Annotated in this window: 23 protein-coding genes; 18 read left to right on the top strand and 5 right to left on the bottom strand. The window is 68.6% G+C overall.

Features of this window, described 5'->3' with window-relative positions; genetic code table 11:
- The first annotated feature begins 153 nt into the window (after positions 1-153).
- Positions 154-474: a hypothetical protein gene (locus WAX14_RS24360; protein WP_422630611.1), complete on the top strand. Its 321-nt coding sequence runs from the start codon at positions 154-156 to the stop codon at positions 472-474.
- Positions 474-764, top strand: coding sequence for a hypothetical protein (locus tag WAX14_RS24355; RefSeq protein ID WP_422630610.1), 291 nt, complete (start codon positions 474-476; stop codon positions 762-764). Before WAX14_RS24360 ends, WAX14_RS24355 begins: the two co-directional genes overlap by 1 nt.
- Positions 765-830: 66 nt before the next feature.
- Here WAX14_RS24355 and WAX14_RS24350 read toward each other — a convergent pair whose 3' ends face one another.
- Positions 831-1,418: an AMIN-like domain-containing (lipo)protein gene (locus tag WAX14_RS24350; RefSeq protein WP_422630609.1), complete on the bottom strand. Its 588-nt coding sequence runs from the start codon at positions 1,416-1,418 to the stop codon at positions 831-833.
- Positions 1,419-1,549: 131 nt separating this feature from the next.
- On the opposite strand from WAX14_RS24350, the gene WAX14_RS24345 reads away from it, so the two are divergent.
- From WAX14_RS24345 to WAX14_RS24335, 3 genes are read left to right on the top strand one after another with little or no spacing between them, the layout of a single operon-like run.
- Positions 1,550-2,281 (top strand): ABC transporter ATP-binding protein, encoded by a 732-nt coding sequence (locus WAX14_RS24345; RefSeq protein ID WP_422630608.1) that lies wholly within the window; start codon positions 1,550-1,552, stop codon positions 2,279-2,281.
- Positions 2,278-3,033, top strand: coding sequence for an ABC transporter permease (locus WAX14_RS24340; protein WP_422630607.1), 756 nt, complete (start codon positions 2,278-2,280; stop codon positions 3,031-3,033). Before WAX14_RS24345 ends, WAX14_RS24340 begins: the two co-directional genes overlap by 4 nt.
- Entirely contained in the window at positions 2,991-3,662 is a 672-nt protein-coding gene (locus tag WAX14_RS24335) for a TetR family transcriptional regulator (protein ID WP_422630634.1), read from the top strand. Before WAX14_RS24340 ends, WAX14_RS24335 begins: the two co-directional genes overlap by 43 nt.
- A 16-nt stretch (positions 3,663-3,678) precedes the next feature.
- On the opposite strand, the gene WAX14_RS24330 is transcribed toward WAX14_RS24335, so the two are convergent.
- Positions 3,679-4,260, bottom strand: coding sequence for a T3SS (YopN, CesT) and YbjN peptide-binding chaperone 1 (locus WAX14_RS24330; protein WP_422630606.1), 582 nt, complete (start codon positions 4,258-4,260; stop codon positions 3,679-3,681).
- Between the two features lie 218 nt (positions 4,261-4,478).
- On the opposite strand from WAX14_RS24330, the gene WAX14_RS24325 reads away from it, so the two are divergent.
- The 6 genes from WAX14_RS24325 (at position 4,479) to WAX14_RS24300 (ending at position 11,948) form a co-directional block, all read left to right on the top strand.
- Positions 4,479-5,240, top strand: a complete 762-nt coding sequence (locus tag WAX14_RS24325) for an SDR family NAD(P)-dependent oxidoreductase (RefSeq protein ID WP_422630605.1) — start codon at positions 4,479-4,481, stop codon at positions 5,238-5,240.
- Between the two features lie 77 nt (positions 5,241-5,317).
- Positions 5,318-6,091: an ABC transporter ATP-binding protein gene (locus WAX14_RS24320; protein ID WP_422630604.1), complete on the top strand. Its 774-nt coding sequence runs from the start codon at positions 5,318-5,320 to the stop codon at positions 6,089-6,091.
- Entirely contained in the window at positions 6,088-8,613 is a 2,526-nt protein-coding gene (locus WAX14_RS24315; RefSeq protein WP_422630603.1) for an ABC transporter permease, read from the top strand. Before WAX14_RS24320 ends, WAX14_RS24315 begins: the two co-directional genes overlap by 4 nt.
- A 168-nt stretch (positions 8,614-8,781) precedes the next feature.
- Positions 8,782-10,362 (top strand): alpha/beta hydrolase, encoded by a 1,581-nt coding sequence (locus WAX14_RS24310; protein ID WP_422630602.1) that lies wholly within the window; start codon positions 8,782-8,784, stop codon positions 10,360-10,362.
- Positions 10,359-10,847 (top strand): hypothetical protein, encoded by a 489-nt coding sequence (locus WAX14_RS24305; protein ID WP_422630601.1) that lies wholly within the window; start codon positions 10,359-10,361, stop codon positions 10,845-10,847. The genes WAX14_RS24310 and WAX14_RS24305 overlap by 4 nt, the downstream gene beginning before the upstream one ends.
- Before the next feature lie 66 nt (positions 10,848-10,913).
- Positions 10,914-11,948 carry a hypothetical protein gene (locus WAX14_RS24300; RefSeq protein WP_422630600.1) on the top strand — a complete coding sequence of 345 codons (1,035 nt, stop codon included), beginning with the start codon at positions 10,914-10,916 and terminating at the stop codon, positions 11,946-11,948.
- Positions 11,949-11,997: 49 nt separating this feature from the next.
- Here the strand turns inward: WAX14_RS24300 and WAX14_RS24295 are convergent, their stop codons facing one another.
- A complete protein-coding gene (locus WAX14_RS24295) occupies positions 11,998-12,954 on the bottom strand; it encodes a glycerate kinase (RefSeq protein ID WP_422630599.1) in 957 nt (318 codons plus the stop codon).
- A 13-nt stretch (positions 12,955-12,967) separates the two neighbouring features.
- Positions 12,968-13,876, bottom strand: coding sequence for a hydroxymethylglutaryl-CoA lyase (locus WAX14_RS24290; protein WP_422630598.1), 909 nt, complete (start codon positions 13,874-13,876; stop codon positions 12,968-12,970).
- Positions 13,877-14,045: 169 nt separating this feature from the next.
- On the opposite strand from WAX14_RS24290, the gene WAX14_RS24285 reads away from it, so the two are divergent.
- A complete protein-coding gene (locus WAX14_RS24285; RefSeq protein ID WP_422630597.1) occupies positions 14,046-14,243 on the top strand; it encodes a hypothetical protein in 198 nt (65 codons plus the stop codon).
- 11 nt (positions 14,244-14,254) lie between these two features.
- Here the strand turns inward: WAX14_RS24285 and WAX14_RS24280 are convergent, their stop codons facing one another.
- A complete protein-coding gene (locus WAX14_RS24280) occupies positions 14,255-15,583 on the bottom strand; it encodes a lipase family protein (RefSeq protein ID WP_422630596.1) in 1,329 nt (442 codons plus the stop codon).
- A gap of 230 nt (positions 15,584-15,813) precedes the next feature.
- On the opposite strand from WAX14_RS24280, the gene WAX14_RS24275 reads away from it, so the two are divergent.
- The 6 genes from WAX14_RS24275 to WAX14_RS24250 all read left to right on the top strand — a co-directional run.
- A complete protein-coding gene (locus tag WAX14_RS24275) occupies positions 15,814-17,904 on the top strand; it encodes a hypothetical protein (protein WP_422630595.1) in 2,091 nt (696 codons plus the stop codon).
- Between the two features lie 63 nt (positions 17,905-17,967).
- Positions 17,968-18,933 carry a hypothetical protein gene (locus tag WAX14_RS24270; RefSeq protein ID WP_422630594.1) on the top strand — a complete coding sequence of 322 codons (966 nt, stop codon included), beginning with the start codon at positions 17,968-17,970 and terminating at the stop codon, positions 18,931-18,933.
- Between the two features lie 33 nt (positions 18,934-18,966).
- Positions 18,967-19,362, top strand: coding sequence for a MerR family transcriptional regulator (locus WAX14_RS24265; RefSeq protein ID WP_422630593.1), 396 nt, complete (start codon positions 18,967-18,969; stop codon positions 19,360-19,362).
- A gap of 40 nt (positions 19,363-19,402) precedes the next feature.
- Complete coding sequence (locus WAX14_RS24260) at positions 19,403-20,389, top strand: aldo/keto reductase (protein ID WP_422630633.1); 987 nt, start codon at positions 19,403-19,405, stop codon at positions 20,387-20,389.
- Between the two features lie 7 nt (positions 20,390-20,396).
- Positions 20,397-20,534: a hypothetical protein gene (locus tag WAX14_RS24255; protein WP_422630592.1), complete on the top strand. Its 138-nt coding sequence runs from the start codon at positions 20,397-20,399 to the stop codon at positions 20,532-20,534.
- Positions 20,535-20,538: 4 nt separating this feature from the next.
- The coding region (locus WAX14_RS24250) for a condensation domain-containing protein (RefSeq protein WP_422630591.1) at positions 20,539-21,235 on the top strand (697 nt) is incomplete at its 3' end.

Below are 21,235 nucleotides of genomic sequence, written 5' to 3'. Positions count from 1 at the left end.
GTAGTTGGCGACACCTCCGCCCTACAGGGTCGTTCCCTCAGGCCCTTCCAGCAGGGTCGCGCGGCATGCATGGTCGTGGTGGTAGTGTCGCCCCGCCGGAGGGGAGCCGGAAGGGCGCTACGCGTCGTCCGTTGAGCGGGGGGAATTGGAATTATGACCGGTGCGGTTCCGAAGTTGTTGAAACCCCGCGTTGCCACCGACGGGCTGTACTGGGGTACAGCGACGGTGACGGTGCCGATCACGCTCGCACTGGTGAGCGCGATCGGCATAGCCTTCGTCGACGGATTCCGGATGGGTGATGCAGGTGAACGTGAACTGCTCGCGGCGTTGGTGGCTGCCGCGGCGATTCTGATGCCGCTCGCCTCGGTGGTGTCGATGCGGACCGCGTCGCGGGTCCGCGCGGGGATTGCGATGGGGGTGGCGGTGGGCTCACTGGTCGCGGTGTACGGCGGAGTGATCCTGGTGGTGCGGTAGTGGTAGCGGAGGGGGCGGCCCGGTCGGTGGCCGGACGAGTGTTCGGTCCGGCGAGTCTCATCGGTGTGGTCGTCGGCCTCATGGTGCAGATGACCGTACCGTTCTGGGTGCCCCGCGAATTCGGTTGGATCGCGCTGGCTCTTCCGTCGGTTCTCGGTCTCGGGTGCTGCCTCGTCCCGGGGCGTGTGCGCCACATCGGTGTGGGTTCGGTTGTGTCGATGCTGGCGCTCCCGCTGGCGTTGCTCGTCACCTTGGCTGTCGGCGCGATTCTGCACGCGATGCGGTACTGATCGCGGTCGCGCGAGGGGGTCGCCCGTGGGAACGGGTGGTGGTGCTCGCCTGGCTGTTCCGCCTCCTCAGCGCGCCACGTCGATCACGAGCCGGGTCGGGCCGGTGAGCGAATAGACCGAGAACGCCGTGCCCGGCTCGGCGATTCCGATGAACGACTGGGTGACACCCTCGAACACGCCGGCGCCGTTGACTTCGACGACCGAGCCGCCCGGCGCCGCGAGCACCGGCTGCGGTCCCGCGTACGGGTCGACGCCGCTGTCGAACGGGTACGCGGAGCCGTCGATGAGTACCTGCAGGATCGCGCCGCCCGCAACCGGAACGTCGTTGCCGCTGCCGTCCTGCACGGCACGGTCGACGTAGCCGACGCGCCAACCGGGGGCGCCGGTGCCGCCGAGTTCGTACACCACGCGGTCGAATCCGTCGTGGACGCCGGTGCGGATGTCGGTGACGGTGAGCGTGGAACCCGGCTCCGGCTGCGCCGACTTGTCGGTGGCGTCCACCGGCAGGTTCGCCGATTCTGCGGGCCCGGTGGCGGTGGTGGGTATCGTGCCGGCCGAGGCGGGCGGTGCGGGGCTCTGCGCGTCGGCGCACCCTGCGACGGTCAGGGCCGCGGCGGCGGCGATGGCGGCGACGGCGATGCGACGGTGGTTCATGGGATCGATGGTACGGCTGTGGCCCGTGAGAATCAGGGATTGACCGGTCCGCATGTGGGGTTGACGGTCACCAGAGGCGAGGCGCACAATTCAACGGACGATGATTTCATCACCTGATGAATTGAGTCCTGATGAACCACTCCTCACCGGCCGTCGACATCCGTGACCTGAACGTCCGGCGTGGTCCGCACCGCGCGCTCGAGGGCGTCAGCGTCACAATCCCGAGAGGCTCGATTACCGGCCTGCTCGGACCGTCGGGTTGCGGTAAAACCACGCTGATGCGATGCGTCGTCGGCACCCAGATCGTCGAATCCGGCACGGTGACCGTGCTGGACCGGCCCGCCGGGGACGTGAGTCTGCGTCGGCGGGTCGGATATGTGACGCAGGCACCGAGTGTCTACCTCGATCTGACGGTCGCCGAGAACGTCACCTATTTCGCCGTCCTGTACGGCACATCCGGCGCGGTCGTCGACGAGACGATCGCGGCCGTCGGACTGGGCAGCCACGCGAAACAACACGCGGGCAGCCTGTCCGGTGGTCAGCTCGGCCGGGTGTCCCTGGCGTGCGCACTGGTCGGCGATCCGGAACTACTCGTCCTCGACGAGCCGACCGTCGGCCTCGACCCGGTGCTGCGGGTGGAACTCTGGGAGCACTTCCACTCCCTCGCCGCACGCGGAGTCACGCTGTTGATCTCGAGTCACGTGATGGACGAGGCCGACCGCTGTTCTCGACTCCTGTTGATGCGGGAGGGCAGGGTCCTCGCCCAACTCACCCCCGGTGAACTGCGGGAGCAGACCGGCGAATCTCAGCTCGAGGACGCATTCCTCCGGCTCATCCGGACCGGCGAGGGAGGTGCGGCGTGAATGCGACCATCTTTGCCGCGACGACGACGCGGATACTGCGGCAGTTGCGCGGCGACCGTCGCACCGTCGCGATGATCGTGTTCGTACCGAGTCTGCTGATGATCCTGTTGTTCTTCATCTACCGGAATGTGCCGGCGCCACCGGTGGGCCCGTCCCTGTTCGATCGCATCGCGATCACGATGCTCGGGATCCTGCCGTTCGTGGTGATGTTCCTCGTCACGTCCATAGCGATGCAGCGCGAACGCGCGTCGGGCACACTCGAGCGGCTGCTCACCACACCGCTCGCGAAGTTCGATCTGCTTGCCGGGTACGGCAGTGCCTTCTCGCTCGCCGCTGCCGTGCAGGCGGGCCTGGCGTGCCTGGTGTCCTTCGGGTTGCTGGGTCTGGCAACCCTGGGAAACGTCGGGTGGGTCATCCTCATCGCCGTGCTGGACGCAGTGCTCGGAGTCTCCCTCGGCCTGTTGTGTAGTGCGTTCGCGCGCACCGAGTTTCAGGCCGTGCAGTTTATGCCGGTGCTGGTCATACCCCAACTGCTCCTGTGCGGGCTGCTCGTTCCGCGCGATCAGTTGCCGGAATGGCTGCAGTGGATCAGCAATGTGCTGCCGCTGAGTTACGCGGTCGAGGCGCTGCAGCAGGTCGCCACCCATCCGGGGGTCACCGCCGTCATGGTGCGCGATCTGGTGGTGGTCGCCGGCTTCGTTCTCGCCGGATTGTCGCTGGGGGCGGCGACGCTGCGGCGGCGGACACCGTGACAAGGTCACGTTCGGGTCGGCGCCCGGGCGTGTCCGGCAGTCGCGACCGCATTCTCGACTCGGCTCGGGAGCTGTTCGCGGCCAATGGTTTCGTGAAAACGACGATCCGTGCGGTCGCGGCCCGTGCGGATGTCGATGCCGCGCTGGTGCACCACTTCTTCGGCAGCAAACACGACCTGTTCGTCGCGGCGATCGCGCTGCCCGTCGACCCCGTCGACGTCCTCGCGCCCGTGCGCGACGGACCGGTCGACGAGATCGGGTCCCGGCTGGCGCGTGCGTTGCTCGACGTCTGGGACTCCCCGAACCGCGATGCGATCATCGCGGTCTTCCGCACCGTGATCGGCGGGGGAGGAGACGTGGGTCTGCTGCGAACCTTCTTGTTGGACATCGTCTTCGACGACATCGTTCCCCGCGTGGATCATCCGCCCGGCACCGGTCCGCTGCGCGTGGAGTTGGTCGCGTCGCAGATGGCGGGGCTCATGGTGACGCGCTACCTGGTGCGACTGGAGCCGCTTGCGTCACTGCCGTCCGACGAGTTCGTCCGGATCGTCGGTCCGACCCTGCAACGATATTTGACCGGTGTGCCCTTTGGGCCCCTGGAGGGACCCAAAGGGCACACGAGTCCGTGAGCACTGCCGGGATTGCCTATGCGTCGGGTTCCCCGACCTGGATCGATGTTCCGAGTTCGCTGTCGTGGCTGCACGCGCAGCCGTCGCCGCAGCCCCCGCCACCGCATTCGCCGGCGTACGAGTCGTCCTCGGTGTCGCAGTCGAGGACGCCGCCGAACCGGGCCGCGAATTCGTCGTCCAGTTCGTGGGTGAGTTCGTGGATCTCGCCGACCAGATTCACCAGATGCTGTGGGGTGAACGGGTCGGCATCGAGGATCGTCGACACCAGCAGATGACCCTGCTGGACGGCGAACCGCAGACGTGGCCACTCCTCCGACAGTTCCGTCACGAGCTCTGCTGTGGTCGGGCCACCGGCGACCTCGCTGAGCAGCGACGCCCACACGTGCAGTTCCGGCGTGTCCTCGGCGACGGTGACGAACACCCCGAAGCCATGGACGGGGATCGCGATGTCACCGTCCTCATCGGTTTCGGGTGCGCTCCCGAGCAGTTCGGTCAGTGCGCGGACACTCAACTCGGCCAGTTGCTGTTGTTCATCGGTTGCGACGGCGAGGTCGCCGTCGAGACGGATCGGGCCGTCGTGCGTGTCGTGCTCGGTCATCGTGTTCTCCAGGTGGGGTGCCGACGCGGGCGGTGCTGCCTCGGTACCCGAGCGTAGGTGATGAGCGCTCTATCGACCGGGTGGCGGCCATGCATCCGCGTTACCGATCACCGGGATCCAGCGGCCCGACCCCGCACCGATCTGTTTGCATACCGAACTGCATGCAATGACGCCGGTCCGCACCGACGCCGGCGTGCACCACCACAGAAAGGTCGTCCATGGGCACACTCGAGGGCAAGGTCGCGTTCATCACCGGCGCAGGGCAGGGCGTGGGGCAGGGGGTGGCGTTCGCGCTCGCCAGGGAGGGCGCGTCGATCGCCGTCACCGGCCGTACCGAAGCAAAGCTTGTGGACACGGTGGATCAGATCCGGGCGTTCGGCGGCACCGCCGAACCGATCCTGTGCGAGATCACCGATACCGAGCAGATCACGACGGCGATCAACAAGACCGTCGAGGTGTTCGGTGGTCTCGACATCCTGGTCAACAACGCCAGCCTCAACCCGATCGGACCGTTGCTCGGCCTCACCTCCGAACTGATGGCGAAGGCATACGCGTCCGGTCCGATCGCGGCCTTGCACGCCATGCAGGTGGCATATCCGATGATGAAGGAACGCGGTGGCGGCAACGTCGTCAACATGGTGACCTCCGCCGCGGTGCGGTGGGACACCAGCGGTTACGGCGGATACGCCTCGGTCAAAGAAGCGCTCCGGTCGCTGACCCGTACGGCCGCCTCCGAGTGGGGACCGGACAACATTCGAGTCAACGCGATCGCCCCGCACGCCCTGTCACCGGGTCTGAAGTGGTGGACGGAGAACCGGCCCGAGGAAGCCGCCGCGTTCGTCCAGAGCATTCCACTGCGCCGCATCGGCGATTGCGAGGAGGACATCGGACGCGCCGTCGCGTGGATCGTGAGCGACGGCGCCCGTTATCTCACCGGTGCGACCGTCCCCCTCGACGGCGGTCAGGCGCGCTGGAGCTGACCGTATCCGGCCACTCGGGGCGGTATCAGGGTGGTCCCCGATGGTGGCCGGACACGAGACCGGCAAAGATGGAGCCCATGTCATTCCACAGAGCCGCGGCCGCCCGCGCTATCGACCTGAAGAAAATCTACGGAACAGGTGAGACCTCGGTACACGCTCTCGCCGGGGTGACCGCCGATTTCGCGGCGGGGGAATTCACCGCGATCATGGGCCCGTCGGGCTCGGGCAAGTCCACGCTCATGCACTGCCTTGCCGGCCTCGACAGCGCGACGTCCGGGTCGGTGCTCATCGGCGACACCGACCTGACCACCCTGACCGACAAGCAGATGACGCAGTTGCGCCGCGACCGCATCGGTTTCGTGTTTCAAGCATTCAACCTGGTACCGACGCTGACCGCGCTCGAGAACATCACGTTGCCGCTCGACATCGCCGGACGCACGGTCGACCGTGAGTGGCTCGATACAGTGGTGGCCCGGCTCGGACTCGGTGAACGTCTGGGGCACCGTCCTGGTGAGTTGTCGGGCGGCCAGCAGCAGCGTGTGGCCTGCGCTCGCGCCCTGGCGGGCCGGCCCGACATCATCTTCGGTGACGAACCGACCGGCAACCTCGACTCCCGGTCGTCGGCGGAGGTGCTGTCGATCCTGCGGGCGTCGGTCAACGAGTTCGGCCAGACGGTCGTCATCGTCACGCACGATCCCGGTGCCGCGAGCTACGCGGACCGGGTCGTGTTCCTCGCCGACGGCTTCATCGTCGACGAGATGCGGCGCCCGACCGCCGGCGCCGTGCTGGACCGCATGAAGCGGTTCGATACGACCACCGTGCCCGTGGCGGACTACGGGACGCGCCGATGAGTTCGAATCCCATCAACAAGGTTGCCTTGCGCAACATCGCCGCGCACAAGGTGCGGTTGTTGCTGACGGTGCTGTCCGTGGTCCTCGGCACCGCGTTCGTCACCGGTTCGTTCGTGTTCACCGACACCCTGCAACGCACCTTCGACGACCTGTTCGCCGATGTCGCCCAGGGCGTCGATGTGCGGGTGAGCCCCGAGCAGGCCGGGGCCAGCGGCGTTCCGGTCGAGGACATCGATGTGGTCGCCGCCGTTCCCGGCGTGCAGACCGTAGTGCCGTCGTTCGGGGGCGGCGTCATCGTCCTCGATTCCGAGGGTGCCGCGATCCAGACCGGTGGGGCACCCGCCGAAGGACTCGCCTACCTGCCGCCGGACCGCAGGCTCGGCGACCCGGAGACGTTCGTCGCGGGAGGGCCGCCGACCGCGGACGGCCAGATCGCGCTGAATTCGAGCGCGGCGGAACGCGGCGCTCTCGAGGTCGGGGACACGACGAAGATCCTGACCGCTGCCCGGGGCATCCAGCCCGTGACGATCAGCGGAATCTACGACGTCAAGAGTGATTCCGGCGGCTACGTCGGTGCGTTGTTCACCGAGGATCAAGCCCGCGCCCTGTTCACCGACGGGCGGCACGTGCAATACGTGGATGTCGCGTCCGACGGCAGTGTGACACCGGACGAGTTGCGCGATGAGATCGCTGCAGCCGTACCGGACATGAAGGTGCAGACCGGCGCCGAAGTCACCGAGGAGGTCAAGTCCGACGTCGAGCAGGCGTTGAGCTTCCTGAACTATTTCCTACTCGCGTTCGGGGCTATCGCACTGCTGGTCGGCACGTTCATCATCTACAACACCTTCTCGATGATCGTCGCCCAGCGACTGCGCGAGCTGGCGCTGCTGCGTGCTGTCGGTGCCAGCCGTCAGCAGGTGGGTCGTTCGGTGACCCTGGAAGCGCTGGTGGTCGGCCTCGTCGGCAGCATCTTGGGCATCGCCGCCGGTGTGGCGTTGGCGTACGGATTGCGCGCCGCGCTCGGAGCCGCCGACATCGGTCTTCCGTCGGGTCCGCTGCAGCTCGCGCCGCGCACGGTGATCATCGCACTGCTCGTCGGTGTCGTCGTCACCGTCGTCAGCGCGTACGCGCCGGCACGCCGCGCCACGAAGGTGCCGCCGGTCGCCGCGATGCGCGAGGAATCCACCGCCACCGTCGAGTCGCTGCGTATTCGCACCATCGTCGGTGCGGTCGCCGCGGTCGCAGGCGCTGTACTCGTCGTGATCGGGGCGCAGGGCACGGGAGGCGGAGCCGCCTCGACCGTCGGGGTGGGTGCGCTCGCGCTGATCCTGGCGGTGCTGCTTGCTGCGCCTGCTCTGTCGCGGCCGATCGTCGGGGCACTCGGAGCGGTGTTCGCCCGGCCGTTCGGCGCGGTCGGGCGTCTCGCCCGCACCAACGCCGCGCGGAACCCGCGACGTACCGCGGCGACAGCGTTCGCGCTGACTCTTGGCCTGATGCTGGTGTCGGTCATCGCCGTGTTCGGCGCATCCGCCAAGTCCAGCGTGAACACACTCGTGGACACGGGCATCAAGTCCGAGTTCATGCTGACCGGCCCCCAGATGATGGGTGTTCCGGCCGGGGCGGAGGCTGCGGCGGCCGAGGTGTCCGGGGTGACCGAGGTCGTCGGCGTGTTCGGCGCGCAGGCGAAGTTCGGGGAGACCGACGAGTTCGGTGCGGCGATGTCCGGCCCCGCCGGTGATGTTCTGTCCCTCGACATCACCGCCGGCACGGAGCAGCTCGCGGGCGACGAGATGCTGGTGTCCACCGACACCGCTGCCACGCACGATCTGCAGGTCGGTTCGACCGTGCCGCTCACCAACCGGGACGGCGACACGATCGAGACGACGGTCGTCGGCATCTTCGAGGACAATCAGGTCGTCGGGCCGTGGGTGTTGTCGGAGGACATGCTCGACCGGTTCGTTCCCGCCGCCTCGCGGGCCCCGATGGTGGTGCTGCTCAATACCGCCGACGGCAGCGACCCGGAGACGATCCGCGCCGGCCTCGAGGGCGCGACCAAACAGTTCGTCGTCGTGCAGGTGCTCGATCGGGAACAGTTCAAGGGCCAGCAGGCGGCGCAGATCAACATGTTGCTCGGCGTCCTCTACGGCTTGTTGGCGCTCGCCGTGGTCATCGCGGTCCTCGGCATCGTCAACACGCTGGCGTTGTCGGTGGTGGAACGACGGCGGGAGATCGGTATGTTGCGCGCGGTCGGTATGCAGCGCGCCCAGGTGCGCCGCACCATCTACCTCGAGTCTCTGCTCATCGCGGTGTTCGGTGCGGTGATCGGGTTGGTGCTCGGCCTGGTGTTCGGGTGGGGCTTCGTCCGGACTCTGGCCGATCAGGGGCTCGGTGAGATCACCGTTCCGTGGGGGCAGGTGCTGGCAATGCTGATCGGATCCGGTGTCGTCGGTGTGCTGGCAGCGCTGTGGCCGGGCATCCGTGCGGCGAAAACCCCGCCCCTGGAGGCAATCGCCGATATGTGAACGGAGGCAATCGCCGATATGTAAGCAGAGGCGATCGTCGGCGTGTGGTGGCCCGTCGGGCAGTTGTCCACAACCGCGTGATCTATCCACAGGAACCGGCCCGCGACGCTTGTCGCGGGCCGGTTTCCGTCGTCATCCTCTACTGTGCTGAGTCGGGGGTGGTGACGGATGGATATCCGGCAGTTGCAGAAGTGGAATCCGGACGCGCTCGAGAGGTTCGGCGGCGCACTCGGTGGGTTCGCCGGACGTGTCGAAAACGCCGGTGTCGATGTTGTCGCGACGAGCGGATTCGGCCGTACCTGGATCGGCGGGGCATCCGACTCGGCGGCCGGGAACGTCGCCCGCGCCGGCAAACGCATTGCTGATCACGCGGATTCGTACAGGCGGGTGGGTCGGTGTGCCTTGGATTGTGCGCCGAGACTGCGTGCGCTGCGCGACCGGCTCGATGCGACGGTACGCGGTGCCGCACAATCGGGATTGACGGTCGCACCGGACGGCACGGTCACGCCGCCCGGCTCCGCCGAGGCCGAGGATGTCCGCATCCGGATCGTCGCGATCCTCGAATCCGCCGCGACCCTGGACCGTGAGGCCGCGGCGGCACTGGCCGAGGTTGTCGGCCTGGGCGGTTCCAGTGGATCGCCGTTCGGTGGAATTCACACGCAGGGGCCGACATTCGTGCCGGTGCCGAGTCCGGGCACGGATCCACGTGAGGTGACTCGCTGGTGGGACATGCTCGGCGAGCAGGAGCGGGAGAAACTGCTCACCACTCGCCCGGGTGAGATCGGTGGCCTCGACGGAATTCCCGGCGCGGACCGGGATCGCGCGAATCGCGCATTGCTCGACAGTGAACGCGTCCGGCTCGAACGGGTCGCGCGGGAGCTGACCGCCGAGCTCGACGCCAATGTGTTCGGTGGATTGTTCAGCAACGCCGACGCCGGGCTGGAGCAGACCCGCAACAAGATCGCCGCGCTCGACGCTGTCGCGGAGGTACTCGCACGCGGCGACCGGCAGTTGCTGACCCTGGATCTGTCGGGGCGCGAAGCGATGGCAGCGGTCGCGGTCGGCGATATCGACACCGCCGACCACATCTCGGTGTTCACTCCGGGGGCGGGGTCCACCGTGCAGGGGAACCTCCCCGGTTACGACGAGCAGATCGCGTCTGTTCGAGGCCAGGCCGAACGCGGAGTGGGTTCGGTGGGCGGTGCGGGCGGTGCAGTCGCGTCGGTGACCTGGTTGAACTATCAGGCCCCGCACTGGGGTTGGGGGCTCACCGTGACCGAGAACAGTCCGGTCTCCGATCTCGCCGCGACGCGTGCCGCACCGCACTTGGCCGCATTTCTGTCGGGTCTCGATGCGCGCGAGGACAATCCGAATGTGACCGCGATCGGGCACTCGTACGGTGCGCTCGTCACGGGGCTGGCGTTGGCGCAGGGCGCTCCCGCTGATGCCGCAGTGTTCCTGGGCGCGCCGGGGATCGGTACCGACGATGTGGACGATCTGGGTCTTGCGCAGGGAGCGGCGTTCCTCGTCGAGGCCGATCGGGATCCGGTCGCGGATGCCGGTACGTTCGGCGGTGATCCCAGCTTCATCGACGGGCTGATCCGGCTGTCGTCCGACCCGGCGGTCGATGCGTCGGGCCGGTCGTACGACGGTTCGGTCGGGCACAGTTCGTATTTGAGTCCGGGAACGACGAGTGCTCACAACATCGCGCTGGTTGTTGCCGGGCTCGCCGCGCAGGCGGTGCGATGAGCGCCCGGCGGTTGCTGTCCGTCGCGGTGTTGCTCGCGGTGACAGTCGGGTGTGCGTCCGGTCCGGAGTTCCGCGCAGTCCCGGAGCCGGTCGCGGACTCTATCGAGGGGGCTGTCGTCCACTATCTTCGGGTGCATCAGGAGATCGCCGATGCGTTGTCGGCGGAGTTCCCGGAGTTGGTGTTCGTCGTCAGCAGTTCTCGGTTGAACTCGGGGTGTTCGATGCAGGGCGGGGGGACCGGGTGGACGTCCTATCTTCCGCGGTTGCGTGCCCTGGACAATGTGCCGCACGATGTGGACCGCGCCATCGAGGTGTTCGACCGGGCTGCGGCCCGTGCGGGTTTCTATCAGCGGGTGGTGCTCCCGCGGGTGACCCCGAAATTCGACGAACGGCGGGTCGCGGCCGATGGTTCGGCGGTGACTTTCGGTGCCGGGACGTCGACGGTGCTCGGACTCGAGGTCCGCTGCTACCCGCAAATCCGGTGACGACGGCTGTGTCGGTTACGCTCGGGTGTCCGTCCAGTTCGGTCCGAGTGGGCGAGGGGGAATTCGATGCGGGCAGTGCTCGGTGTGTCGGTCGACGACGGTGAGATCAGTGCCGTGCTCGTCGACGCGGATGTCCCGGCGCTCGGCCCGTTCGATTCTCAGCGGTGGGCGGCTTCCGGTTCCGGCGACGCGACTGCTGCGGTGGTCGGTGCTCTCGCCACCATGACCGAGCGCGCGGACCGGGCAGGGTTGGTCATCGGCCGGATCGGTGTCGCCGCCGAATCCGGTGTCGTCGATGCGATCCGTGCCGCCGCCACCGTCGAGGTGACGTCGGTCGAGGTGGATGCGGCCCGATTCGCGTTCCTTGCCAATGCCCCGGAACTGGCCGAAACCCCACTGTTGGCGCTGCACACCAGGGACGGGGGAACAGAGACCGTTTCGGTGGTCGACGGTCACGTCGGGACGGTGCTGTCGGCTGTGTCACCACCCGGTGACCACTTCCTGGGATGCGGTGATCTGTTGCCGGACGCGATGGACGAGGCCATCGCTCGGGCCGGCCGTTCGCCGCAGGCCGTGGTGTTCCTCGATCTGCGCCCGGGTGACGCCGGTCCTGCGCGCGATCTGGCGAGTGTGCTCGATGTCCCGTTCGTGACTCCGCACGGCGTGCCGTGGCATCGGGCGACCGGTGCGGCACTGGTCGCGGCACACCTGGATGCGCCGTCGCTGCCGGTCGCCGTGCGACGTCCCGGCCGGGTCGCCGCAATGGTGGGGTCGGTGGTCGTGTTGCTCGCGATTCTGGGGGCGGGTCTGGCGGTCGCGATCGGTGGTACGGGCACGTCGGGGGATGCCGGACCTACCGTCGTGTTCGGTGAGCAGACCGCCCCGGCCACCGCACCGTTTGTTCCGGGGCACACCGACAGTGCTGATCCGGTGCCGTGTGTGTCGGGTGTACCCGACGAACCCGGGATCCGCCCCGCGTCGTGGCCCGGCCGAGCGTCGGATCCCGACCCGGCGTCTCCCGGTCCTGCCCAGACGCCCACTCCCGGACCAGCCCCGACTTCCGAACCCGCACCTGCACCGGTGCTGCCACCGTGTCCCTGAATCACCGTGTCCTGAACCACCGTGTCCCTGAACCGTGTGCGGGCACGGGTCAGCGACGCAACTGCGCTCCCGCCGCTCGCATCGCCGCCGGGTCGGTGGCGACCACGACATCGGTGAACCGGTCGCGGAAGTTGCCGAGGTCGTCACCGACCGATCCGACGATCGCAACCACGGGTACCGCACCGGCCCGGTCGAGGAGGACCGAAACGATCTTCCCGGCGCGGCTCTGTCCGTCCAACCGCCCCTCGCCGACGACCAGCAGGTCAGCGGTTGCGAGGTGGCGATCGAATTCCACTGCGTCGAGCACGAATTCGGCTCCGGAACGCAACTCGGCGCGGTACCTGGCCCACATGCCGCCGGAGAAGCCGCCGGCCGCGCCGGTCCCGTCGACGCACCGTGGGTCGCGGGGCAGCGCCGTCGCGGCCGCGTCGAGTCGTCGCGTGAGCAGTTCCACCGTGGCCGGGTCGGCGCCTTTCTGTGGTCCGAACACCCGTGCCGCATCGACGTATCGGGTGGTGACGTCGGTCAGCACGGTGATCGACGCGCCGTGCAGGCCGCCGGACGAATCGAGGGCCGCGATCGCCCCGAGACCACCGTCGGTGGTTGCCGAGCCACCGGCCGCGACGACGATCCGGTGTGCGCCGCGGCGTGCCGCCGCGGCCATCACCAGGCCGGTACCGTAGGTGTCGGCGGTGACCGGATCACGGACACCGGTGTGTGCGGTGGTCATTCCACTCGCGGTGGCGAGTTCGACGACGGCGGTGCCGTCCGGTGCCAGGCCGAAGGTTCCCGGACACGGTGCGCGCCACGGGTTGACGGTCTCGACGTCGATGTGAGTGAGCCGCATCGGTGGCGTCAGCGCCTCCAGGGTGCCGTCGCCGCCGTCGGCCACGGGAAGCCGGATCGCCTCGTGTCCCGCGGATTCGGCACCCGCTGCGATGGCGGCCGCAATGTCGCCGGCACGATAGGTGCCCTTGAAACTGTCCGGGGCGATCAGAATCCGCATGCCGACGGCCTGGTCACGAGCGCAGCACCCAGTCGAATGCGGTGGCCTCCGACCGTGCACCCTGGGTAGCTCGCGCCCGGTTCGGTTCGTCGAGTTCGGATGCGAGCTCCTCGCCGAGCCGGACCAGATCGGCGAACACATCCGGTGTCAGCCACCGTGGGCGTGTCGCGAACAGCAGGTCCTCGGTGGCGGTGTTGCCGCTCGCGCCGGGCGCGAACGGGCAGCCGCCGAGGCCGGCGAGGGACCCGTCGACGACGTCCGCGCCGGCCGACGTCGCGGCCAGGCTGTTCGCGACGCCGAGACCCCAGGTGTCGTGGCCGTGGTACACGATCCGGCGCCGGGGGGATTCGGAACGAACCCGCGACACCAGGTCCGCGACCTGCGCGGGTACGGCCTGACCGAGGGTGTCGGCGAGCACGATGTCGGCAGCGCCGTCGGTGCGGGGGTCGCAGGCGATGTCGAGGACCCGGTCGGCGTCGACGGGGCCGTCGAACGGGCAGGTGAACGAGGTGGCCAGGCACAACTGGATGCTGCCGCCCGCGGCGTGGGCGAGTTCGACGGCGGTGGGCATAGCGGCGATGCTCACGTCGGTATCGCGGCCGATGTTCGCGTTGTTGTGGGCGTCCGACACCGAGAGGCAGTACTGGAAGCGACGCGCACCCGCGGCGATCGCCTTCTCGACGTGCCGGGGGGTGGCGACCCACACCCAGCAGCGGTCGAGTTCGTCGTCGGTGAGCGCCGAAATCAGTTCGAGCGTATTGGCCATCGGCGGGACGAGGTCGGGGCGGGCCAGCGAGCCGATCTCGAGTTCGGGGATGCCCGCGTCCAGCAGGGACCGGACGAGACGCACCTTGCGGTCGGTGGGCAGGAGTTTGCCGGTCAACTGCAAACCGTCCCGCAGGGTCACGTCTCGCAGGGCCACCGTAGTCTCCGCTTCGTCGGTTCTCCGAGACCCGAGCGTACTGTGCACGTGGCGTCGGGAGTGACCGGGAGTGGATCGTCGGCCACTTCGGAACCCGGTGTCGCGGTGTTTGTGACAGATGACACTATTGATGCCTGTCGGATTGGGGCCTTGTGGAAGGTGCGTGGTCATGAGTGTGGTCATCGCGAAGGCAGTGCTGTGGTGCGCGCTGCTTGCCGGGGTTGTCGGAGCCGTCGTCGCGATCAACGCCCTGCACGTCTACGGGGCGGTCGCGTCGTTGATGGTGGCATTCGTGGCGGCCCTGGTGCTGTTGCGGTTACGGCCGGCCGCGGGAGACGCCCAGGATTCCGACGTCGCGCCTTCCTGAGTGTTCCCGCTTCACGGGCACCCCGGCGGTGCGGGCACACCCGCGAGACGATCGGCGATCCAGTCGAGCATTCCGGGCGCACCCGCGATCGCGGCCGTCAGGTGCTCACCCCACACCGGCACGTAGGTGACGTTCGCGCCGCCGGCGCACCATTGGTGTTGCAGAGCAAGGACTCCCGACTCGGGGATGAACTCGTCACCCAGAAAGACCTGCGACGAACCGTGGTACAAGTACATCGGTGACTGCGGAGCCTGCCCGCCGAGCCGGTTGTCGTCGAGTACCCGCCGGACATTCGGGTCGTCGAACGGGTCGGGGACGGTGGACAGCGCCTCGACCCGAATCATCGCGATGCCCGCGGCTGCCAGCACGATCGTGCACTGGTCCTCGAGCGCGGTCGCAGCGAGTAGTCCGCCCGCCGGTCCGACCAGAGCAAGGAGTTCCGGATACTCGCGGGCCACGCCCACTGTCGCCGCCAGGAACAGACCCGATCCGAGTTGCCCGTTCATCGTGGTCCGCAACAACGACAAATCCGCGGGCAGCCCACCGGCCGCGGCGCCGACGAACCGCACATCGGGAGCGTAGGTCGGCTGGAGTTGCGCGGCCCAGCCCGTCGCGATAGCGCCGCCGCTGTATCCGGTCATCGCCAGCGGAGCATCCGCGAGTTCGGGTGCGACGGTCCGCAACCCGCGCACCGAGTCGAGCACCGCGTGGCCGGCGATCCGGCCCGCGGCATAGGCCATGTGCGGCCCCTGGTGGTCGGGGACGAGCACGGCCCAGCCGCGTGCGAGCAGAATCGGCAGCATCGGAGGAGCGTCGATGTCGACGACGTCGTGCACCATGCGATACGACGGGGTGCACCGGGTGCCGAGCGAATCGATCGCCATGTTGTAGACCACGACCGGACGCGGCCCACTCGGCCACGGGGTGCTGGGAAGCACCAGTGTCGCCGTCACCGGTATCGGCCTGCCCGCCGAGTCGGTCGACCGCACCATGAACTGCTGTGCCGTGTGTGGGACGACCGCCGCAGGCAGCGCCCGCATCTGCGCCGGGCGCTGCCGCAACACGGTCCCCGGCGGGTAGGGGCCGAGGTCGCCGGGCGGATCGAAGAACGGGTCGTCGTCGATCGGTGTCGGCGTGATGTCGTCGAGGGTTATCGGTGGTGGTGTGGGCGGAAACCCCAATACGGGTGACACGGGAACGGGAGATGCGGGAACAGGAGGAGCCGGGACTGGCGTCGCGGCTGCCGTGCCGACGGTCAGCAGGACACTCGCCGCGACAAGAACCGCGGTCAGCACCGAGCCCTTCGACAGCGCCGAGAGCGCGTGACGTGGTCGTCGCATCGGAACTCCTCACCCGAGACGAACCCTCGATGACATGTCCGCCCGACCTCGTCAACGGTACCGCCGCTCGGCGCCCGAGCCGGGTGAATCGTCGGCATCTGCTTCAGGATCGGTGCACACATGGTTCGCGGTGGCGCACCGGTAGAGTTCATCGCGGGGCGGCCCGGGGTTCGTGGCAACATCCCCCGGAAGTCGCCGCCCCCGGAAACGTCGAAGAGGAGCGCCCGGTCGTGTCGCTGTGGTCCATAGCGTTGTCCGACAGTGAACTCGGGGAGCGTCGCTGGCTCGACCTGATGCCGTGGCTCGTCCACTACGGCGCTGCCCGCACCGCGATCCTGTCCGAACTCGCGCCGGTCGATCGCTGGTGGGAGATCGAGTCGCCCGCTGAGACCGCCATGTCCGCCGACGTTCCCGGAATCTGTTCCGCACTCGCCCACCTCTACATGACCGACCATCCGGACGCACCCCTGGCCGACGGGTTCGCCGACGACATCGATGTGCCGGTGGCGGCGCTGGACCTGAGTGCCGCCGCTGCCACGGTCGTCGACCGTCTCCGCGGAGTCACGACCACCGCAAGTCTGTTCGGCCGTACGCCGTCGGAACTGTTCGCGGCGCGCGGTGCCACACCCGACACCGTCCACGAAATCGTGTGTGCGGCGATGGTCGTCGCGATCTTGCGGGATCCCGCTGTGCTGTCGGCGCACGGCGGGGCACCGGCCTGGCCGGACGTGCCCGCACTCGATCTGCTGGTCTCCGATCTCGCCGAGCTCGGTCGGTGGAAAACGCTGCGCGGACACCGCGACCGGCCGTTGCTGCGGGTCGATCTCGAGGAAGGGGCGCCCGAAGAGATCCAGGACGTCGCCGCGCGCATCACCGCGCTCACCGCGCAGGACCTGCCGCTACCCGGCCCGCTCGATCCGATCACCGAACTCGGCGACTACGTCGCGGCCCTGACCGCCCCGGACCGAGAGAACCTGCGGCGGCGGATCGAGGAGGATCACCCTGCGGACCCGTCCGCCCCGTCGACATTCCCCTACGGCACGTCCGTCGGGAACCTGCTCGCCGCGCTGCGCGTACTCGCACGTCCGGTCGCCTCGTTCGAGCGGATCGTCGCGTTGTATCCGATTCTGTCCCGGCATGTTCCGGGTCTCGACGTTTCACTCTTCCAGGTGCTGAACCGCCTCGACGACCGCTTCGACGTCGCCGACGGCTGGATTGCCGTGCCGAACCGGCCCGAGGCGGAACGGCAGACGCGCGCCCTGCTCGCCGAGTTCGAATCGGAGAACGGGGTCGTCGAACCGGCCGCCGTCGCGGCACTGTGGAACCTGCCTTCCGATGAACTCGTGGCGTGGCTGGGGCACTGCGGCCTCCCGGTGATCGACGGGCGGGTCGTCACTCGCCAGGACAGTCTCGCGGACCGTGCCGCTCAGGTTCTCGAGATCCTCGGTGACGCGCTGCCTGCCGCCGACCTCGTCGCTCGTATGCAGACCACTGTCGACACCGCGATCGTCATCGACGAACTCGCCACCGACGAACGGTTCGTCGTCACGGGATCGGGGATGTGGTCTCTGTCCCAGTGGGACAACGATATTCCCGGCGCAGTCCGATCCCGCATCGCCCGGATCGTCGATGCCGCCGGCGGGGCCACCGACGCACAGGCACTCGCCGATGCGTTGGCCGCGCGGTTCGAGATCTCGGTGGCCGCAGCGTTGATCTTCGCGGCCGGCGGCGATTTCGAGATCGTCGACGGCCGCGTTCGGCGTCGGGTGCGTGCCCACGCACCGGTTCGGTCGCCGCGCCGCACCCGCAGGCTCTATCGGCACGGCGACGTCGCCCGGTTGCGCGTCACCGTCACCCGTGACCACCTGCGCGGCGCCGACTTCCCGATTCCCACCGCCGTCGCGGGAATCGTCGGATGTCCCGCGGGTGACGAACTGGTGCTCGCTTCCCGGCTGGGAGCGCAGGTGATGCGGTGGGCCGGTGCCACTCCGCACCTCGGCACGGTGCGCCGATTCCTGGAGGATCTCGGGGTCGACGAGGACAACGAAGTGTTCCTCGAATTCCACCCCGACGGGCACTTCGATGTCGTGCCGCTGCGCACCGTCGCCGACAATGCCGAACCGGTGCGTAAGGCGTTGGCGTTGGTGGGGTATTCGACACCGGAGATCGTGCCCGACGCGGGTGCGGCCGCAGCGCTTGCCGCCGCGATCGGCGACGACGGCGAGACCCGGCCGCGTCGCGTCCTCAGTTCGTACCGGGCTCGCCGCGAGATCGACGTCGTTGCGCTGCTCGAAGTCGCGTGGCTGCGTTCCCCGGACTGATGCGTGCCCCGACTACCCCGGGTACTGCGTGCGTCCGGAATCCGGACGTAGCACCATGGACACATGACCGACGAACCGAACCACGACGTTCCCGCCGGCGCAGCACTCGACGCGGTGATCCGCGCGTTGCGCGCCGCCGTCTCATCGGTGGAAGCCGCGGTGGTCCGAGTGTCGTCCGGGCCGGCCGGTTCGGACACCGTCGGACAGGTACTCGAACTCGCAGGCGCCCCGGATCTCGGCGATGTCGTCGCCCACCACAATGCGCTGACCAGGGCCGTTGCGATCGTCGACCAGTCCGGGGCGTTGCCGTCCCGCGAATGGGACTCCGTCGCGGCACTCGGTGACCCACTCGCGGTCGCCGTGGTCCGGCTGCGCGCCCACGCGAGCGGGGTTCTCGCCGCCGCCGATGCGGCCGAACCGGATGCGCTGGCTCCGGAGCGGCGGCTCGGCGAGACCCTGCAACTGCTCGTCCTCGCCGAGGATTCCCTGAATCTGTGGCACCGGCTGCGCCTCGATCACCTGCGTGCCGTCGATCCCGGTGCGCTGCCGGAGGCGATCGGCGAGGCCCGCGGGCTCCTCGTGGATCACTTCGAGTACGACGGTGAACTGCTGCGTCGTGCGCGTCGGGTGCTGGCGCGATCGGCCGAGGGGACGACGTTCGAGCTCGTACGGCGCATGTCGTCGACCCGCACCGTGAAATACCTCATCGAATTGCGTCAGGATCTCGACGACTTCCGGGTGGCGTGCCGCGCCGACACGGCCGGCTGGCTCGACGACGAGGAGCCGGAAGTGGCCCGCGCGCTGGACGAGATCTCCAGCCCCGTCCGTGTCGTCGGTGGTGCGATCGGCGTCAGCGCCAAAGCGTTCGGGGACCGCGCCGCCGACGTGGGCACCTCCGGTATCGAACGGATCGGCCGCGGCATCGCGAAGGTCGCCGAGTCCCGGCAACGACACGACACCGACGACCGTGACCCCGACGACCGTGACCCCGACAGCCCGGAGTTCGTCGTGCCGAACGACCACGCTTGACCTGGAGTGCACTCCAGGAGTGACACTCGTCGTGTGAATGTCACCGGAATTCCCATTGCCGACGCCGCCGCCAGGCTCGGCCTGACCGTCGAGACGTTGCGGTACTACGAACGCGACGGATTGCTGCTGCGCCCGGTGCCGCGGTCGGGCAGCGGCCACCGCCGCTACCAGGACGCCGATCTGAAGTGGATCGAACTGGTGACCCGGTTACGCGCCACCGGCATGCCGATCCGTGACGTCCGGCGGTACGCCGAACTCGTGCGTGCCGGCGACGGCACAGAACCCGAGCGGCTCGCACTGTTGCAGGCGCACCGACTCGAGGTGCTGCGTCAACTCGCCGAGGTCACGGCCCACCTCGGTGCGATCGACTACAAGATCGGCATCTACACCGACCGGCTCGAACGCATGGACCGGGAAGTCGACGCTTGACCTGGAGTGCGCTCCAGGATGTTGGCTGAACGACATGAGCATTCACCACCGCACACTCGGCACCACCGCATCCCTCGACGTGTCGGCCCTCGGCCTCGGCTGCATGGGCATGTCGGAGTTCTACGGAACACCCGACGAGGCCGGCGGCATCGCGACGATCCGGCGTGCCCTCGACCTCGGTGTCACCTTCCTCGACACCGCCGACATGTACGGTCCGTTCACCAACGAACGGCTCGTCGGCCGCGCCATCGCCGGTCGCCGCGCCGAGGTTCAGCTCGCCACCAAGTTCGGCCACGAACGCAGCCCCGACGGTGCCCGCGTCGGCATCAATGGGCATCCCGACTATGTGCGCGCCGCGTGCGATGCGTCGCTGCAGCGGCTCGGCGTCGACCACATCGACCTCTACTACCAGCATCGCGTCGACAAGACGGTGCCGATCGAGGACACCGTCGGCGCGATGACCGAACTCGTCGACGCGGGCAAGGTCCGGTTCCTCGGCCTGTCGGAGGCGTCGGCCGCGACCATCCGCCGAGCACACGCCGTGCACCCGATCACGGCCCTGCAAACCGAATACTCGCTGTTCACCCGCGATATCGAGGACGAGATCCTGCCTGTCCTGCGGGAACTCGGTATCGGGCTGGTTCCGTATTCGCCGCTCGGCCGCGGGCTGCTCACCGGGGCGGTGCCGGAATCCGGGTTCGACGCCGGCGACAGTCGCGGATCCGGATACTTCCCCCGATCGAACGGTGCGAATCTGCACACCAATCTGGCGCTCGTCGAGCGGGTCCGCGCGCTCGCCGACGCCCACGGCTGCACACCGGGCCAGCTCGCCCTCGCGTGGGTCGCCGCGCAGGGCGGCGACATCGTGCCGATCCCAGGGACCAAGCGGGTGCGCTACCTCGAGGAGAACGTCGGGGCGCTCGACGTGGATCTCGGACCGGAGGACGTCGCAGCGCTCGACGCGGCTGTGCCGCGCGGCGCCGTCGCCGGTGCCCGCTACGGCGACATGAGCAGTATCGACGCTTGACCCACGGGTGACCACACCACACCCCTGGGGTGTGTTCACCGCGCAGGCTCCGCGCGGGACGGTGGAGAAGCCGGATTCGTACCGGCGAACCGAAGAATCCACCGTCCCGCCGCGCACCCGCGGCACCAGCGATCAGGGGTTGTGAATCGATGGACCGCACCGCGCCGACCACCGCCTACGAGCCGTTCCCGCTCTCGGCTGCCCAGCACGGACTGTGGTTCGCGCAGCAACTCGCACCCGACGTGCCCATCTGCATCGCCCAGTACCTCGACATCCGGGGCGCGCTCGACGTCGCATTGTTCCGCGACGTGGCGATGCGCGCCGCGCACGAGTTCCAGTCGGTGTTCCTGCGGATCGTCGACGTCGACGGCACACCACACCAGGTGGTCGACCCGCCAGTCGACGCGGCGATGGGATTCCACGATCTGCGCGCCGAACCGGACCCGCTGACGGCAGCTCAGGCGTGGATGCACGCGAACTACACGTCCCCGGTCGATATCGACCGCGACCTCCTGTGCGAGTCGACACTGCTGCGGGTCGGCGACGAGCACTACCTGTGGTACAGCCGGATCCACCACATCGCCCTCGACGGGCACGGCGCGGCGACGATGGTCGGCCGGGTCGCCTCCCTGTATACCGCCGCGGCGGAAGGATCGGTGCCGGAACCGAACCGGGCCGCGGACCTGCGTACCCTCGAACAGCTCGACCGCGACTATCGCGCGTCCCACCGGTTCGCAGCCGACCGCGACTACTGGGCGCAGCGGTGCGGCACCCGCACCGACGGCGCGACCCTCGCCACGCGCGACGCACCACCGGTCGCGACGAGCCGCACCGTCCGTACCGCAC

The organism is Rhodococcus sp. (in: high G+C Gram-positive bacteria), assembly GCF_049299235.1.
Lineage (GTDB): Bacteria > Actinomycetota > Actinomycetes > Mycobacteriales > Mycobacteriaceae > Rhodococcus.
Note: the sequence above shows the minus strand (reverse complement) of the source record. Positions and strands in the feature narration are given on the sequence as shown.